Source organism: Streptomyces sp. NPDC046759 (assembly GCF_040645475.1).
In the GTDB taxonomy this organism is placed as follows: domain Bacteria; phylum Actinomycetota; class Actinomycetes; order Streptomycetales; family Streptomycetaceae; genus Streptomyces.
This window is the reverse complement of the sequence record NZ_JBEYYJ010000003.1, coordinates 116860-131704: the sequence shown is the minus strand read 5'-3', so window position 1 is coordinate 131704 and position 14845 is coordinate 116860. Positions and strand designations below refer to the sequence as shown.

Below are 14845 nucleotides of genomic sequence, written 5' to 3'. Positions count from 1 at the left end.
GACGGGATCCAGCCTGCGACCGCCTGCGCCCCGCCGTCCAAGACCTCTTGGAGCGGCGGCGATACCCTGAAGGTATCGCCGGCGAAAGGGTGCGGCCGTGGACCTCGACCTGCGGAAAGTCCGCTACTTCGTGACGGTGGCCGAACTCCTGCACTTCGGCCGCGCCGCCGAACGGCTGCACATCGCGCAGCCGGTGCTCAGCCGGCAGATCCGCGCGCTGGAGAAGGACTTGGGCACCGAGCTGTTCGTGCGCGACAGCCACGGCGTGACGTTGACCGACGCCGGGCGGCAACTCCTCGATGACGGGCGGCAGTTGCTGGCTGCTGCCGACGGGGCGCGGCGCCGGGTGCTGCGCGCCGCACGCGGACCCCGGCGCCTGCTCGTCGGCTTCCGCGCCGGGGTCGTCGTCACCCGCGCGCTGCGCGCCTTCGCGGCGGCGCACCCGGACGTGGAGACCAACGCGCGCCGCGTGGAGTGGGACGACCAGGAGCGGCTGATCCTCGACGGGACCGTCGACGTCGCCTACGTCCGGCGGCCGGTCCGCGAGGACGGGCTCGACATGTGTCCCCTTTACAGCGAGACCCGTGTGGCCATGCTCCCGGAGGACCACCGGCTGGCCGGGAAGCAGGAGCTGTCGCTCGCCGACCTCCACGCAGAGCGGTGGCTGCGATACGCCGATCCCCGGCCCGGCGATCTGCCGATCCGCACCATCGAGGAGAAGTTCGAATGCGTGGCCGCCGGTACCGGCATCACGCTCGTGCCCCGCTCCGTCGCCGAGCAGTACTCCCGCCCGGACATCGCCTACGTGCCGGTCACCGACGCCGAACCGGACCAGGTCCTGCTGGCCTGGGCGGCGGGCCGACGCTCACCCCTGATCGCCGCCTTCGTCGAAGCGGCTCAGTCCCTCCGGTGAGGCGGGGCGGGGCAGCGTAGGGGGGCGCTCCCCGCCGGCCGGGCCCCCGCCGCCGTGCCGCGGGGAGACACTTCAGCCCTGGGCGGCCGCCTCCCGCAGAGCGATGCGGCCCTCGCCCGCGTACACGTTCATCGAGCCGCCGCGCAGGAAACCCACCAGGGTCAGGCCCGTCTCCGCGGCGAGATCCACCGCGAGAGACGACGGCGCCGACACCGCCGCCAGCACCGGGATGCCCGCCATCACCGCCTTCTGCGCCAGCTCGAAGGAGGCCCGCCCGGAGACCAGCAGGACCGTCCGGGACAGCGGCAGCCCGCCGTTCTGCAGCGCGCGCCCGACCAGCTTGTCCACCGCGTTGTGCCGGCCCACGTCCTCCCGTATGTCCAGCAGCTCCCCGTCCTCGTCGAACAGGGCCGCCGCGTGCAGCCCGCCGGTACGGTCGAACACCCGCTGGGCCGCCCGCAGCCGCTCCGGGAGGATCGACAGCAGTTCCGGCGTGACGCGCACCGGGGGAGTGTCGTCGATCGGGAAGCGCGCCGTCGTCCGTACGGCGTCCAGACTGGCCTTGCCGCACAGACCGCACGAGGAGGAGGTGTAGACGTTCCGTTCCAGGGTGAAGTCCGGCAGGGTGACACCCGACGCGGTCTTCACATCGACCACGTTGTAGGTGTTCGAACCGTCCGCCGTGGCTCCCGCGCAGTAGACGATGTTCTGCAGATCGTCCGCCGTGGCCAGCACGCCCTCGCTCACCAGGAACCCCGCAGCCAGCGCGAAGTCGTCGCCCGGTGTGCGCATGGTGATCGCGAGCGGCTTTCCGTTCAGCCGGATCTCCAGGGGTTCCTCGGCGACGAGCGTGTCCGGCCGGGTGGAGACCGCTCCGTCCCGGATGCGGAGGACCTTGCGTCGTTCCGTGACTCGTCCCATGTCCTGATCAGCCCCGGTTCTGTACGTGCTGGTAGCCGAAACGGCCCTTGATGCAGAGATTGCCGCGGGTCACCGGGTGTGCGGTGAGGTGACCCTGACGATCTCATTGTCCTGCACATGGAGCGTCAGGGTGCAGCCCACTCCGCAGTAGGCGCACACCGTGGACGTCTCCGTCCGCCATGACTCGTCCCAGGTACCCGCCGCCCGCACGTCGCACTCCGACTCGGACGACAGCGCGCCGGTCGGGCAGACCTCGACGCACTTGCGGACCGTTTCGGCGCCGGCGCAGCCCCGGTGGACCGGAAGCCGTGGGCTTCGCCTCGTACTACCGGATCCACTCGGCCGCCCCCGGCGTCGTCGACAAGTCGACGCACACCCGGCAGGCGTTCTCCGCGGCGTGTCGCCCCGACGCAGCGTCGGGGACGTCCTTCCCACCGCCCGGCAGGCGCGATTGCCTGCAGTCTGGGGTCGGTCCGGACAAGGGGCCTGGAACCGACCGTTCGGCGCATCCCGCGGACCGCTCATCGCACACCCTCCGACGGCCGGGTTCTCAACTGCCCTGGCCGCACGTACCGTCCGGGACTCATGAGCAGCCCCCCTGTCGCACCCCCGGGCTGGAGCCGCTGGCTCGTCCCGCCCGCCGCCCTCTCCGTCCACCTGTCCATCGGACAGGCCTACGCCTGGAGCGTGTTCAAGCCCCCGCTCGAATCCGCGCTGCACCTCGACGGCACCGAGAGCGCGCTGCCCTTCCAGCTCGCGATCGTGATGCTCGGTCTGTCGGCCGCGTTCGGCGGCACCCTCGTCGAACGCAACGGACCCCGCTGGGCCATGACCGTGTCCCTGGTCTGCTTCTCCTCCGGCTTCCTGATCTCCGCGCTCGGCGCCGGGACCGGGCAGTACTGGCTGATCGTCCTCGGCTACGGCTTCGTCGGCGGCATCGGCCTCGGCATCGGATACATCTCGCCCGTCTCCACCCTGATCAAGTGGTTCCCGGACCGGCCCGGCATGGCCACCGGCATCGCCATCATGGGCTTCGGCGGCGGCGCGCTGATCGCCTCGCCCTGGTCCGCGCAGATGCTCGCGTCCTTCGGCACTGACAACGATGGCATCGCCCTCGCCTTCCTGGTGCACGGGCTGTCGTACGCCCTGTTCATGACCCTTGGGGTGCTCCTGGTCCGCGTGCCGCGCCCCGAGGAGCGGGAACGGACGGCGAGCGGGCCGAGCGCCGCCGAAGGGATGCAGGTCAGCGCCCGCAACGCGGTGCGCACCCCGCAGTTCTGGTGCCTGTGGATCGTGCTCTGCATGAACGTGACCGCCGGCATCGGCATCCTGGAGAAGGCCGCCCCCATGATCACGGACCTCTTCGCCGGCAGCTCCACTCCGGTGTCGGCGTCCGCGGCCGCCGGGTTCGTCGCCCTGCTGTCCGCCGCCAACATGGCGGGCCGCATCGGCTGGTCGTCCGCCTCGGACCTGATCGGACGCAAGAACGTCTACCGCGGCTACCTGGGCGTCGGCGCGCTGATGTACCTGCTCATCGCCCTGTTCGGTGACTCGTCCAAACCGCTGTTCGTCCTCTGCGCCCTGGTGATCCTCTCCTTCTACGGCGGCGGATTCGCCACCGTCCCGGCGTACTTGAAGGATCTGTTCGGCACCTACGAGATCGGGGCCATCCACGGCCGGCTGCTCACCGCCTGGTCCACGGCCGGAGTGCTCGGCCCGCTGATCGTCAACCGGATCGCCGACCACCAGAAGGACGCCGGCAAGCACGGCGCGGCCCTGTACACCCTGTCCTTCGGCATCATGATCGGGCTGCTCGTCGTCGGCTTCGTCGCCAACGAGCTGGTCCGGCCCGTCAGCGCCCGCCACCACATCCCCGCCCCGAGGGAGACCGTCGATGCCGAACGACAGCAGTCCGCCTGACCTCCCCCACCCCCGGCTCCGCTCGAGCGGCGGTACCCCCGTGTGGCTGATCGCGCTCGCCTGGGTCTGGGTGGGAGCGCCCTTCGCCTACGGTGTCTACGAGCTGGCCCGCAAGGCGACGCAGCTGTTCGGCGGGTGAGCAAGCAGAAGGGCCGGGCGTCCGGGGGTCTGCAAGAAGCCGACAACCCGGGCGTCCGATTCCTGTGGCCTTACATGCCGTCGTACCCGTGAGTCATTGAACAGACTGGTGGGCCCGCTACCCAAGGCCACGAGGGGACCTCCGCCATGAACGGCTCGCGCATCGCCGCCATCGGTCACTACCAGCCCGCCCGAGTGCTCACCAACGAGGACCTGGCCGGCATGGTCGACACGAGCGACGAGTGGATCCGCAGCCGGGTCGGCATCCGGACCCGGCACATCGCAGGACCCGACGAGCCGGTCGACGAACTCGCCGCGCACGCCGCCGCCAAGGCCCTCGCCGCCGCCGGTCTGGCCCCGCGCGACATCGACCTGGTGCTGGTCGCCACCTCCACGGCGGTCGACCGCTCCCCGAACACCGCCGCCCGGGTCGCGGCCCGGCTCGGCATCCCGCAACCGGCCGCGATGGACGTCAACGTGGTGTGCGCCGGGTTCACCCACGCGCTGGCCACCGCGGACCACACCGTCCGGGCCGGCGCGGCCACCCGTGCGCTGGTCATCGGCGCCGACAAGATGTCCGAGGTCACCGACTGGAGCGACCGCACCACCTGTGTCCTGGTCGGTGACGGGGCCGGGGCCGCCGTCGTCGAGGCCTGCCCGGCGGGGGAGGAGCCGGGGATCGGGCCGGTGCTGTGGGGATCGGTGCCGGAGATGGGGCACGCCGTGCGCATCGAGGGCACCCCGCCCCGCTTCGCGCAGGAGGGCCAGAGCGTCTACCGCTGGGCCACCACCCAGCTGCCGGCGGTGGCCCGCAGCGCCTGCGAGAAGGCCGGGGTGGCCCCGCGGGACCTCGCCGGGGTCGTCCTGCATCAGGCCAACCTGCGCATCATCGAACCGCTGGCCGAGAAGCTCGGCGCCGTCAACGCGGTGGTCGCCCGCGATGTCACCGAATCCGGCAACACCTCGGCGGCCAGTATCCCGCTCGCCTTCTCCAAGCTGGTCGAGCGGGGGGTGCTGGCCGCCGGTGACCCGGCGCTGCTGTTCGGCTTCGGCGGCAACCTGTCGTACGCCGGACAGGTCGTACGCTGCCCCTGAACGGTCCGGGAGGGCGTGGCCTGGATCCTGTGCGCCGTGGACTGTGGACAAAAGACAATCGATACTGAGCGTCCAGCGTCCAGCGTCCACGTGCCAGACCCGCCGAGGAGGGGGACCGCGATGTTGTCGACCGGGCTGCCACAGGGGCCGGTGCCCAAGCTGGAACGCCCCGGACCGTTGCGCGAACGTGTCTACGAGGCCCTGCTGGAACTCATCACCACCCGCGCGCTGCAACCCGGCCGGCATCTGGTCGAGAGCGAGCTCGCCGGACACCTCGGGGTCTCCCGGCAGCCGGTGCGCGAGGCGCTGCAGCGGCTGAACACCGAGGGCTGGGTCGATCTGCGGCCCGCGCAGGGCGCGTTCGTGCACGACCCCACCGAGGAGGAGGCCGACCAGCTGCTCACGGTGCGCACCCTGCTGGAGGCGGAGGCGGCCCGGCTGGCAGCCATCGACGCCACCCCCGAGAAGGTCGGCGCGCTGGCGGAGCTGTACGCCGAGGGTGAGAAGGCCGTCGCCGCCGACGACGTGGACCGCGTCGTCGCCCTCAACGCGGCCTTCCACGCCAAGATCATGGAACTGGCGGGCAACGCGGTCCTCGCCGGACTCGCCGCCCAGGTGGACCGCCGGGTCCGCTGGTACCACACCCCGGTGGCCCGGCAGTGCGGGCGCCAGTCGTGGATCGAACACCGGGAACTGATCACCGCGATCGCCGACCGCGACGACGAACAGGCCGCCGCCCTGATGCGGTGCCACACCGAACACACCCGCCGCTCGTACCACGAGCGCAACGGGTTCTGATCACACGGGTTCGTCCGCCGGGAAGGCCGCCGCACAGGAGCGGGCCACCGCCGCGGACCTGCCCGTCGACGCGCCACCACCAGCCGGCCTTCGCCGGGGGCCGGCATGCGGAGCCCGACCGCGGAGGTGGCGATCCACAGGGGTGACCCGGCGCCCGGGCCCCTCGTCGGCCGCCGTCTCCGGCGGCGTGGCGGGCATGCGGAGCCCGACCACGGAGGTGGCGATCCACAGGGGTGACCCGGCGCCCCGGCCCGCCGTCTCCGACGGCGTGGCGGGCATGCGGTGTGCCCCCTCCGCTGACCGGCGAGCAGGTCTCTCGTGAATCTCACGGTGCGTACGCGGGATCTTGCACCGCGTGTAGCCGCCGTGGGCGGCGGCCGGGCCGTGCCGGGCCGCCGCGTCGGGGACGGATACGCAGGTGAAACGCACTCCGAAACCTTGGTATTGTTGTCCATGTCGCCGCGGGGAACACGCCGCGCAAGGCGGCAGACACCTGGTCCGGGTGGCGGAATGGCAGACGCGCTAGCTTGAGGTGCTAGTGCCCTTTATCGGGCGTGGGGGTTCAAGTCCCCCCTCGGACACTCGCTATAACGATACGGAATCGAGGGCCTCGACCTAACGGTCGCGGTCCTCGTTGCGTTTTCGTAGGTGATCGTGATGCCGAGGGCTTCGTAGAGGGGCTCCTTCTTCTCGGCGTCGGCGGCCTGGATACGTTGAGCGATGTCTCCGAGCCTGTCAGTGATCTCCCGGATCTGGTCCGTCGTGAAGGGTGGTTCCTTCTTCCGGGTGACGGTGGGCAGTGCGTCGAGCTTCTTCTGTGTCGCTTCCCTGTCGCGTTGCGCGTCGTTGATCCACTGGGTGACGACGGCCGGGTCGGCTCCGGAGTCGAGGGCGGCCTGGTAGCGGGCGAGGCGCCGCTCGCACTCCTTGATCGTCTGGCGGGCTTGGGCCTGCTCGGGGGTTTGTCAGCGGGCCATCGACCTCACGCGCCCGCCGATCCACGTTGCCCCGGTTGCACAGGGTGCCCTCGTTGATCCAGCAGCCTCCCGGGCCATTCGCGCGATCGGCCTGCTGGTCTCCCTGACGATGCCGAGCGTGTCCCTCCGGCACTATCGACGACTTGCTGCGTTCCATCGCCAGTCACTTTCTCTTCACGCTATGAGGGGAGGCTCACATCGGCAATCGAGGCCGAAGTCGAGCGGTGCGGTGGTGCCCGCGGGCTTGGCGAGGAGTCACGCAGCGCGCCCGATAGCCGTTGGCTCCCCTGCGCTGCGGAAGCCGCACGCGGCATGGGCGACGAGCTGGATCACGCGGTTGATGCCCTCGCTTCTCTTCAGCGCCCGGTCTCGATCGAGGAACAGTTCCGTCTCGGGCCACGGTCGACGATGACAGCCAGCCTGCACGGCATCCCGCCGGTCCGCTCACCACGTGGGCCACGGCGCCGACGCCCGGCCAAGCTGCACGCGGACAAGGGCTACGACTACCCCCACCTGCGGCGATGGTTACGTAAGCGCGGCATCAGCCCTCGCATTGCCCGCCGCGGCATCGAGAACTCCTCACACCTGGGTCGACACCGCTGGGTCGTCGAACGCACCATCGCCTGGCTCACCGGCTGCCGGCGCCTGCACCGTCGCTACGAGCGCAAGCCCGACCACTTGCTGGCCTTCACCGCGATCGCAGCTGCTCTCATCTGCTACCGCAGAGGCTCCAAATGAAGTGGCCTGTTACTGCGCTGGGTCGTTCCCCTACGTCAGAAGTGCTGCGTGACCGCATATTCGAAGGACATCGAGACGCCGCACTCGTCACGGTTCGATTGGTCAGCCGATGGCGCTATGCCGTCAGCGGGTTGACGTCGGATTGCGACCAAGGCGGCGTCGTCGTCGAGTCGGCCGCCGACGTGGTTGAGAAGGTCGCCGCGGAGGTGGTTGAGGAGTGCCGTGGGATGGCGGTGGTTCTGGTGGGTGAGTCGTTTGGCGAGCGGGTAGAACTCGCCGTCGGTATTGCGGGCTTCGATGGCACCGTCGGTGTAGAGGAGGAGGGTGTCTTCGGCCCCTAGGGCGAAGGTGTCGAGGTGATAGGTGGTTTGCGTCAATGCGCCCAGTCCCAGCGGGGGCGCGGGTTGGCCGGCTTCCAGGGGCACGACGTCGTGCGCTCGTAGGAGTAGCGGTGCGGGGTGTCCGCAGGTGACGCTCCGCACGAGGGGCTCGGCGTCGGGGATTTCGAGGAGAGTGGCGGTGACGAACGCCTCTTCGGTCTGTTCGGGGCTCACTGCTTCGGATGCGTTGCTGCGGACACTTGAATCCAGGTAGGCGGCGAGTTCCGGCAGCGTGGTCAGCCGGCGTGCGGCGTCGCGGAACGTGCTGATGGTGTGGGCAGCGATACCGACCGCCGCCAGGCCCTTGCCTCGAACATCGCCGATGATCAACCGTGTCCCCGTGGGCGTGCGCACGGCGGCGTAGAGGTCTCCGCCGATGCGTGCTTCATCCTCTGCCGCCAGGTACGTCGAGGCCAGGCGAAGGGGGCCGAGTCGGTGGGGGAGGAGAGGCAGTATGGCGCGTTGCGCGGCCTCGGCGACTGCGCGCAGCTGGACCAGCTTTCGCTGTCCATGTTCCGTCAGGTACCGGGCGATCACGACGGCCACCGAGGTCGCAATGAGGGCAGCCGCCTGTGGCGGATTCACCGTTTGGCGGACCAGGTAGATGGCCATCAAAGCCGACACGGCCATGACGCCGACAAGTCCGGTCACCCGGGAGCTCGCGTACCAGGAAGCGAGTACAGGCACCATGATCAGCAAGTCGCCGAGATGAACGGAGCCAGGTACCTGAAGATCGATGAGTGTGATCGCCAGAATGAACAGCAAGGCGACTGTCAGCACGGATCGTGGTTGCGGCAAGGTGCGCGAGTGAACGAGTGACGGCCTAGCTCGGTGATGCATCAGGTGTGGCTCCTGCATGCCACGCGGAGCCGTACACGCAGGATTGCGGAAAGTGAATGCCATGTGCTGCTTCGTCTCTAAGGATCAGGTCATCTGTTCTGATGATTCTATCAACTAAAACGGACATATGCGGGCATGCGGGGTAATGTGTGGCAGGTCACAAGCGTTGTGGATGTCGGCCGGGCTTGATCAGCGAGTCTCCGCCGGGGGCAGGGACGTTCCGCGGCTGGGTGACGACTGACCCGCCGTCCCTCGTGGTGCACGGTACCGAGCGGTCGGCATACGCTCGACGTCGCTGTTGGAGATAGCCAGGTTGCTGCGTGGCCAAGGGTGGTCCGCACCGTGGTTGTCGGTGCTGCGCTGACCCGGTACACGCACCCCTGCGTAGCGGGCCGCCGCAGCAGTGGGTGGGTGTGTTGGTCCAGCAGCATGGTGTTCGCCCGCAGGGCCGCGGATAGGTACATCCACTCCGCGCTTGACTGCCTGCGCACCTACGCACTCATCGCACAGGACAGCACTCAGGCACCGATCCGCCTGCAGGCCCTTACCGCACGAGCCCTACGCGAGACGATCGACCACAGCTTGCTGTGATCGCCCGCACCGCAGGCGATGCGGCCCCAGGCGGCAGCACGGCGCGTTCCAGTTGCCCACGGATGTGATCAGCGAAGGCGAGCTCGCTGGCCTCCCAGGACCGCGTGGGCAACAGCCCCGGGCTGGACCATGATCAACGATCGGTCCGGCGTGGGTCCGTCGTCGCCATGGCATGAACCATCAGGATCATCAGTTACACGAGGGAACAACCGACAGTGTCGGCGACGGCTGAAAAGTGGACCAGTAGCGACGCTCGGGTTCTAACGGTGGATTCGCGTGATCGTCGCAACGTTGCAGGCTCAGAGTGCCAGAGCCGCGGCGAATGCTTGAGCAGGGGTCTGCCAACTCAGTGGGCGGATTCAACTGATCGTCGCAACATCTCACCGAGGCAGAGGAAGTTGTGGCGAGGGGACAGGCGAGGGCGCTGCTGCCCCCCGCCGGGCCAGGGTGCGCGGGCCCTGGCCGCGGCGATCAGGGCGGTCAGCCGTTCGTGAGCGCGGTCGAGTGGTCGGTCGCGCCCGGGGCCTCGCCCGCGCCCTCGGCTGCGCTCTCGGACCTGTCCTCCTCCCTGATCTGCTCCTTGGGCCGGAACACCATCAGGTAGACCACGCCGAGGGCCGCCACGATGCCCACCGAGATGGGCACCAGCCAGTGGTCGAAGAAGCTGGTGCCGTTCGGCGGCGTCTTGATCGAGAGCACCACGATCGCGGTCACGCCATAGGCCAGCGCCGCGATGTTCACGGCCCAGCCCCAGCGGCCCAGGGTGAACACGCCGGCCGGCTTCCAGCCGCCTGAACGGCCGATGATTGAGGCCAGCACCACCGACTGGAAGCCGATGTAGATGCCGACGACGGAGAAGGTGATGATACGCGTGACCGTCGCCGACGGCAGGAAGGCGAAGGCCGAGGGGATCACGGCGGTGACGGCGGTGGCGGCCGGGGGCATGTGGAAGGTCGGGTGCAGCTTGGAGAGCCACTTCGCGCCGACGATCACGCCGTCGCGGGCGTAGGAGTAGACGAGTCGGGTGGCCGCTGCCTGGATCGCCAGGGTGCAGGAGACGAAGCCGACCACGATGAGCGCGAGTGCGAACTTGCTGCCGGCGGTGCCCAGCGAGGCGGCAAGCACGTCGCCCAGCGGGTCTGCGGACTTGCCGCTGATCACCGCGCCGAAGTCCGGCACGGCCAGGATCAGACCCAGTGTCAGGACGACGGTCGCGACCGCGCCGACGCCCAGCGTCATGCCCATCGCACGTGGGACCTTGCGGGAGGGGTCCTTCACCTCCTCGGCGATGTCGCCGCAGGCCTCGAAGCCGTAGAAGATCCACACCGCGAAGAGGCAGGAGCCGAGGAAGGCGCCCAGGTAGCCGCTGCTGCCACCCGCGCCGAAGGTATGCATGACGACGCTGACGGGCTGCTTGTGGTGGAAGAAGAGCAGGTACCCGCCGAGCACGAGGGTGCCGGCGACCTCCGCGAAGACTCCGATGTTGGCGACGAAGGCGAGCCGCCGCACGCCGAGCAGGTTGATCACGGCGGAGAACAGGATGACGACCACGCAGGTGATCACCGTGCTCCAGTGGTTGACCTGGTAGCCCAGCAGCGGACCCGCGTACGTGGCGATCGGGTAGGCGACGGAAGCGATGGTCACTAGCAGCGCCCAGGTGTACATCCAGCCGGACAGCCAGGCGTACTTCGGCCCGACCAGGCGCTTGGCCCACTGGTAGATGCCGCCGGCCAGCGGGTACTGCGAGGCCACCTCGGCGAAGGTGAGCAGCACCAGGCCCTGTCCGAGCAGCACCACCGGGATGGTCCAGAAGAAGGCCGGGCCGCCGGTGGCCAGGCCGTAGTCGAAGACCGAGTAGACGCCGACCAGTGGGGAGAGATAGGTGAAGCCGACGGCGAAGTTGGACCAGAGACCGAGCGCCCGGGTGAGTCGGGGCTTGTAGCCGAGCGCCGCGAGTTGCGCGGCGTCCGCGGCATCCTGGTCCGGTGACACGACGTCACTCATGGGCGGGAACCTTTCGGGGAGCGATATGGCTCCGAAACCTATGAACCCATAGGTCATATGGCAATGGCTGGCCAGACATGAGTCCGATTCGTGATTGCCTGTGATGGGATGGCTCCGTGAACCCCCAGCCGCTGTCGAGGGCCGCCCGCCGCATGGTCTTCGCCTCCCTCGCGGCCGAACCCCGTGTCGACGCGGTGGTCCGGCGCCTCGGAGACGGCATCGCCCTCGGCCTGCTCAGTGACGGCGAGCAACTGCCGGTGACGTGGTAGTCGGGCAAGGTCTATCAAAGAAGCCGTTTCCAGCGGTCGCCCGGTTGAGTCATTTGACCTCTATCTAAGGTCCTTCACGGTAACTGACGGAATGTTGGCGCAGTCGCCGTGCACGCTGGTATATGAACCGGACCCGGATGATCTTATGGAACCTTGGGTCGGTAATATTCCGATGCGAGGGACGCATTCCGATTGTGGCCCTGGTCGTCAGATTCCTGGGCCCGGAGTCACCCGAATCGAAGAGCGGCCCGATGATCAGTGGAAGGCCATCTTTGCTCAACTCGCCGACTCTGCAACTTATATATTCATCGCCCCAGAGGCGACCCGATGGGTTCAGCGGGAAATGACCTGGCTTCGTGACCGCGGCCTACTTGACCGAACAACATTTATTATGCCTGAACACATGGATGCGTCGGAGAGCTTGCCCGAAGATACTAGAAAGGAAATCAAAATTCCATTCGCCCCCGTTTTTCGAAGGGCGCAATCCGTTGACATTCGGACGGTAGAAGGCGCGTTCACTGGAGCCGATGACGAGTGCGTCGAAGTCCGGGTCGGGGTCGGCCATCGCGGCGAGCAGGGCCGCCGCCTCAGGTCGGCGCGCCCAGGGGATGGTGCGGCTGCGCCCGGTGTCGAAGAACTCCGCGACGATCCGTCCGTGTCGGGACACCAAAGCCTGGGCGCGCAACATTTGCCAGGCCCGTGACGGGTCCGGGTCCTGATGATCCTCGGTCGACACCCGGCCGTAGAACGCAAACCGCGTACCACTGGCGGGCGACATGCCAGCAGGGGAGGAGCAGGGAGTCCAGCTGCGGGCCCAGTCCGCTACGAGAGCCTGGGCCGCAGCGGATCATGGGTGTGCCCGACCGTCTGTTGCGACGCTGTCATCATGGGCGCCTTCCCGCAGCCCTCGTGCCCGGCCTTTCCGTGGACATGCCCGGACAGGGGGGGCAGGACGAACCGAGACACATCAAGTTGACCCGAACGGGTGAAGATCGGTGGTCGAACGCTGACGATGCAAGCTGCCATGCCGATTCCTCGCGCTGGCTGGAACCGGCACGGCACGTCTCGGCTTGCGGTGGGACTGTGCGGTCGGCTCCTGGGACGCTGCGCGATAGGTGTGCGGGCGGTCGGTGATCTGTTCGACGATGGCCGCCGTGCTCTACCTGCGCAAACTCGGCACCCGAGAACTGCTCGCCCAGCTCTTCGGAGCCAACGGCAGCACCCTCACCAGGGCCATTCGCCGAGTCCAGCGCCTCCTTGCCGACCACGGCTACACCATTACACCCTCGACAGCCAGGTCCGGACGCCCGCTGACGTCACCGCCCTCCTCACGAACAGCAGCCTCACAGGGATCAAAGCAGAAGAACGGAGCTCGCGGCCGTGCTGCAGCTGGGTTGCCGCGGGCAGGCTGCGGTGCGGCGACAAGACGCAGCGTCCCTCCGCGGCCCCCCTCCGTGCACTGGGCGAGGTCCTCACCGGCAGTGACTTTACGAGGGCGAGGCGGTCGGGGCATTCGCCTGGCCGCTGCTGCTCCTCGGCCGCAGCGGTACGCCCGCTTCGGTGAGCACACGATGGACGAAGCCGTATGACCGGCCATGTGCCTGCGCTATGGCACGGATCGAGCGCCCCTCCTCGTACTCCCTGGCCAGGACTTCGGCGAGCTCCTCACGCGCGTCACCAGTGATCCACTTCTTCTTGTGCACGCACATCTCCTCTTGTGACTCCCGACATCGGGACTGGATGGCGTCCCGCCAAGTGATGTAGGGGATCAAGACACCGGAATACGCAGGCCAAGGATGGTGGTACCGCCCGATCGGATGTCCAACTCGCCTTACCGGCACGCTTCGTGGGCTTTCGCCTCCGCACAGATCGCTATGGGTCTCGAACCGGAACGCATAGCGCTTGATCCCCTACACCACGCCGCAGGACACGACCCGGGACCCTGATCACCGAGTGCCCACGTCGCCGCGCTGCATGCGGGCGTTCGCGGCAGCTGGAGGCGGCGTGCGCCGGGCCGGGGCCCGTGCAGCCGGACCCCGGCCCGGACCCAGCCCCCGGCGCAGGACGCCCGGCAATCGGCGAGGTCAGGAATTGACGATGCGGCGGACGTTGTCGACCGAGCCGCAGCCGGCCTTCAGCTGAAGCTCGCGCTCCTCCCAAAACGCCGCTCCCAGTTCCTCACGCCGCTCCGTCGCCACGTTCTCGCGCGCGCCGTTGAGGATGGTGCGCTCTTCCTCGTCGGCGTGGTGGGTGACGGCCTGCACCAGTTCCTCCAGCTTGGAGTCCCATTCCTCGGAGCCGACCTCCTCCACCTCCAAGAGGTCCAGGAGGGCCTTGTTGCCCTCGTCGTGCTCGTGCTCGCCGTGCTCGACCTCGTCGTCGTCGATGTTCTTATACCTCTTCAGGGCGGGATAGACCTTGGCCTCCTCGGCCAGCGCGTGGGCGATCAGCAGGTCCGCGAACTCCGACAGCGCGGCGGACCGGTCGGCTTCGACGCTGCGCATCAGGCGGAAGAGGTCCTCCATGCGCCGGTGGTCCTGAAGGATGAGCTCGACGACGTCCTGTGTCTCAGCCATGGCAGGGCACCACTTTCGTTGCGTCCGGTTGGGGTCACTACCGCCTACCCTCACCGTCTGCGTTGATTACTCATCGGCGCCGCGGCCGTGGCGCCCCCATCGGTGCCCCGTCCGGCCGCGCGGCACGCGGTGCAGCGGCCAGACAGCGGCCTGCCGGGCAGACCTGGAGCAGGAGTACTCACCGCCGCCGACGGCTACGGGAAGTTCTTGCCCGAGGTCGCTCTACTCGGGGCGCTGCACTCGGGGGGTGGATCCGAGTCCGGCCGTCGGGCGATCGAAGGGGGGGGCGTCGCCGGTGGCTGCACTGTGGGCGTTCGGCAGCGCCATCCAGCCGGCACAGAGGACACTTCCCGCACCTCGAGGACGAGGGTCCTCTTCCAGAACACCGGGGCCATGCCGTCAGCGGACACCCCGCAGTGGTGCGAGAAGGTGAGAACGCCGTGAGGCACCCCTGCAGCCGAGCAGGGGAGAGTCGGCGGATTTTCCATCTCAGGTGCAGCGGATCGCCGCGGACCGAAGCTTCGGCGCTCACATCAAGTCGATCGCATCGCCAGGTGCGTTGGTCGGTTTCGTCGCAGCCGTGTTCTCGTCGCTGCTTGCCACGGTGAGGGCCGTGCTCATTCACCAGGGCGGTTCGGGGGAGTGGCGTGCGGGCGTGGCGCGGCTGGGCGTCGCCGTGGTCGTG

The 14845-nt window shown here is 68.6% G+C and carries 11 protein-coding genes, 1 tRNA gene and 4 pseudogenes; 9 read left to right on the top strand and 7 right to left on the bottom strand.

Going from position 1 to position 14845, the window contains the following annotated elements; genetic code table 11:
• Nucleotides 1-97: 97 nt before the first annotated feature.
• The gene (locus ABZ919_RS05350; protein WP_361243053.1) at nucleotides 98-913 is read left to right on the top strand and encodes a LysR substrate-binding domain-containing protein; all 816 of its coding nucleotides are present in this window, start codon (nucleotides 98-100) and stop codon (nucleotides 911-913) included.
• Between the two features lie 72 nt (nucleotides 914-985).
• Here the strand turns inward: ABZ919_RS05350 and fdhD are convergent, their stop codons facing one another.
• Both fdhD and ABZ919_RS05340 read right to left on the bottom strand, forming a co-directional pair.
• Complete coding sequence (fdhD, locus tag ABZ919_RS05345; protein WP_361243051.1) at nucleotides 986-1834, bottom strand: formate dehydrogenase accessory sulfurtransferase FdhD; 849 nt, start codon at nucleotides 1832-1834, stop codon at nucleotides 986-988.
• A gap of 7 nt (nucleotides 1835-1841) precedes the next feature.
• Nucleotides 1842-2204, bottom strand: a pseudogene (locus ABZ919_RS05340) (hypothetical protein); the annotation flags it as partial.
• 215 nt (nucleotides 2205-2419) lie between these two features.
• Here ABZ919_RS05340 and ABZ919_RS05335 point away from each other — a divergent pair.
• The 6 genes and pseudogenes from ABZ919_RS05335 to ABZ919_RS05310 form a co-directional block, all read left to right on the top strand.
• Nucleotides 2420-3754, top strand: a complete 1335-nt coding sequence (locus ABZ919_RS05335) for an OFA family MFS transporter (protein ID WP_361243049.1) — start codon at nucleotides 2420-2422, stop codon at nucleotides 3752-3754.
• Nucleotides 3729-3893, top strand: a complete 165-nt coding sequence (locus ABZ919_RS05330) for a hypothetical protein (protein ID WP_361243047.1) — start codon at nucleotides 3729-3731, stop codon at nucleotides 3891-3893. Before ABZ919_RS05335 ends, ABZ919_RS05330 begins: the two co-directional genes overlap by 26 nt.
• A 146-nt stretch (nucleotides 3894-4039) precedes the next feature.
• Entirely contained in the window at nucleotides 4040-4987 is a 948-nt protein-coding gene (locus ABZ919_RS05325; RefSeq protein WP_361243045.1) for a beta-ketoacyl-ACP synthase III, read from the top strand.
• A gap of 120 nt (nucleotides 4988-5107) precedes the next feature.
• Complete coding sequence (locus ABZ919_RS05320; protein ID WP_361243043.1) at nucleotides 5108-5785, top strand: GntR family transcriptional regulator; 678 nt, start codon at nucleotides 5108-5110, stop codon at nucleotides 5783-5785.
• 496 nt (nucleotides 5786-6281) lie between these two features.
• Nucleotides 6282-6366 (top strand) — tRNA-Leu (locus tag ABZ919_RS05315).
• Between the two features lie 816 nt (nucleotides 6367-7182).
• Nucleotides 7183-7500: pseudogene (locus tag ABZ919_RS05310) on the top strand (transposase); the annotation flags it as partial.
• A gap of 35 nt (nucleotides 7501-7535) precedes the next feature.
• Here ABZ919_RS05310 and ABZ919_RS05305 read toward each other — a convergent pair.
• Together ABZ919_RS05305 and ABZ919_RS05300 are read right to left on the bottom strand one after the other, a co-directional pair.
• Nucleotides 7536-8660 carry a PP2C family protein-serine/threonine phosphatase gene (locus tag ABZ919_RS05305; RefSeq protein ID WP_361243041.1) on the bottom strand — a complete coding sequence of 375 codons (1125 nt, stop codon included), beginning with the start codon at nucleotides 8658-8660 and terminating at the stop codon, nucleotides 7536-7538.
• A gap of 1131 nt (nucleotides 8661-9791) precedes the next feature.
• Entirely contained in the window at nucleotides 9792-11315 is a 1524-nt protein-coding gene (locus ABZ919_RS05300; RefSeq protein ID WP_361243039.1) for an amino acid permease, read from the bottom strand.
• Between the two features lie 152 nt (nucleotides 11316-11467).
• On the opposite strand from ABZ919_RS05300, the pseudogene ABZ919_RS05295 reads away from it, so the two are divergent.
• Nucleotides 11468-11572, top strand: a pseudogene (locus ABZ919_RS05295) (GntR family transcriptional regulator); the annotation flags it as partial.
• A 379-nt stretch (nucleotides 11573-11951) separates the two neighbouring features.
• Here ABZ919_RS05295 and ABZ919_RS05290 read toward each other — a convergent pair.
• The gene (locus tag ABZ919_RS05290) at nucleotides 11952-12362 is read right to left on the bottom strand and encodes a hypothetical protein (RefSeq protein ID WP_361243037.1); all 411 of its coding nucleotides are present in this window, start codon (nucleotides 12360-12362) and stop codon (nucleotides 11952-11954) included.
• A 367-nt stretch (nucleotides 12363-12729) separates the two neighbouring features.
• On the opposite strand from ABZ919_RS05290, the pseudogene ABZ919_RS05285 reads away from it, so the two are divergent.
• Nucleotides 12730-12944: pseudogene (locus ABZ919_RS05285) on the top strand (ISAzo13 family transposase); the annotation flags it as partial.
• 127 nt (nucleotides 12945-13071) lie between these two features.
• Here ABZ919_RS05285 and ABZ919_RS05280 read toward each other — a convergent pair.
• Complete coding sequence (locus ABZ919_RS05280; RefSeq protein WP_361243035.1) at nucleotides 13072-13287, bottom strand: helix-turn-helix domain-containing protein; 216 nt, start codon at nucleotides 13285-13287, stop codon at nucleotides 13072-13074.
• 381 nt (nucleotides 13288-13668) lie between these two features.
• Nucleotides 13669-14160 carry a hemerythrin domain-containing protein gene (locus ABZ919_RS05275; RefSeq protein WP_361243033.1) on the bottom strand — a complete coding sequence of 164 codons (492 nt, stop codon included), beginning with the start codon at nucleotides 14158-14160 and terminating at the stop codon, nucleotides 13669-13671.
• Nucleotides 14161-14845 lie beyond the last annotated feature (685 nt).

Excerpts from the sequence above, each read along its gene's own strand:
- ABZ919_RS05325 (WP_361243045.1), top strand. The coding sequence starts at position 4,040 with ATGAACGGCTCGCGCATCGCCGCCATCGGTCACTACCAGCCCGCCCGA.
- ABZ919_RS05290 (WP_361243037.1), bottom strand. The coding sequence starts at position 12,362 with ATGTCGCCCGCCAGTGGTACGCGGTTTGCGTTCTACGGCCGGGTGTCG.
- ABZ919_RS05330 (WP_361243047.1), top strand. The coding sequence starts at position 3,729 with ATGCCGAACGACAGCAGTCCGCCTGACCTCCCCCACCCCCGGCTCCGC.
- ABZ919_RS05335 (WP_361243049.1), top strand. The coding sequence starts at position 2,420 with ATGAGCAGCCCCCCTGTCGCACCCCCGGGCTGGAGCCGCTGGCTCGTC.
- ABZ919_RS05300 (WP_361243039.1), bottom strand. The coding sequence starts at position 11,315 with ATGAGTGACGTCGTGTCACCGGACCAGGATGCCGCGGACGCCGCGCAA.
- ABZ919_RS05275 (WP_361243033.1), bottom strand. The coding sequence starts at position 14,160 with ATGGCTGAGACACAGGACGTCGTCGAGCTCATCCTTCAGGACCACCGG.
- fdhD (WP_361243051.1), bottom strand. The coding sequence starts at position 1,834 with ATGGGACGAGTCACGGAACGACGCAAGGTCCTCCGCATCCGGGACGGA.
- ABZ919_RS05320 (WP_361243043.1), top strand. The coding sequence starts at position 5,108 with ATGTTGTCGACCGGGCTGCCACAGGGGCCGGTGCCCAAGCTGGAACGC.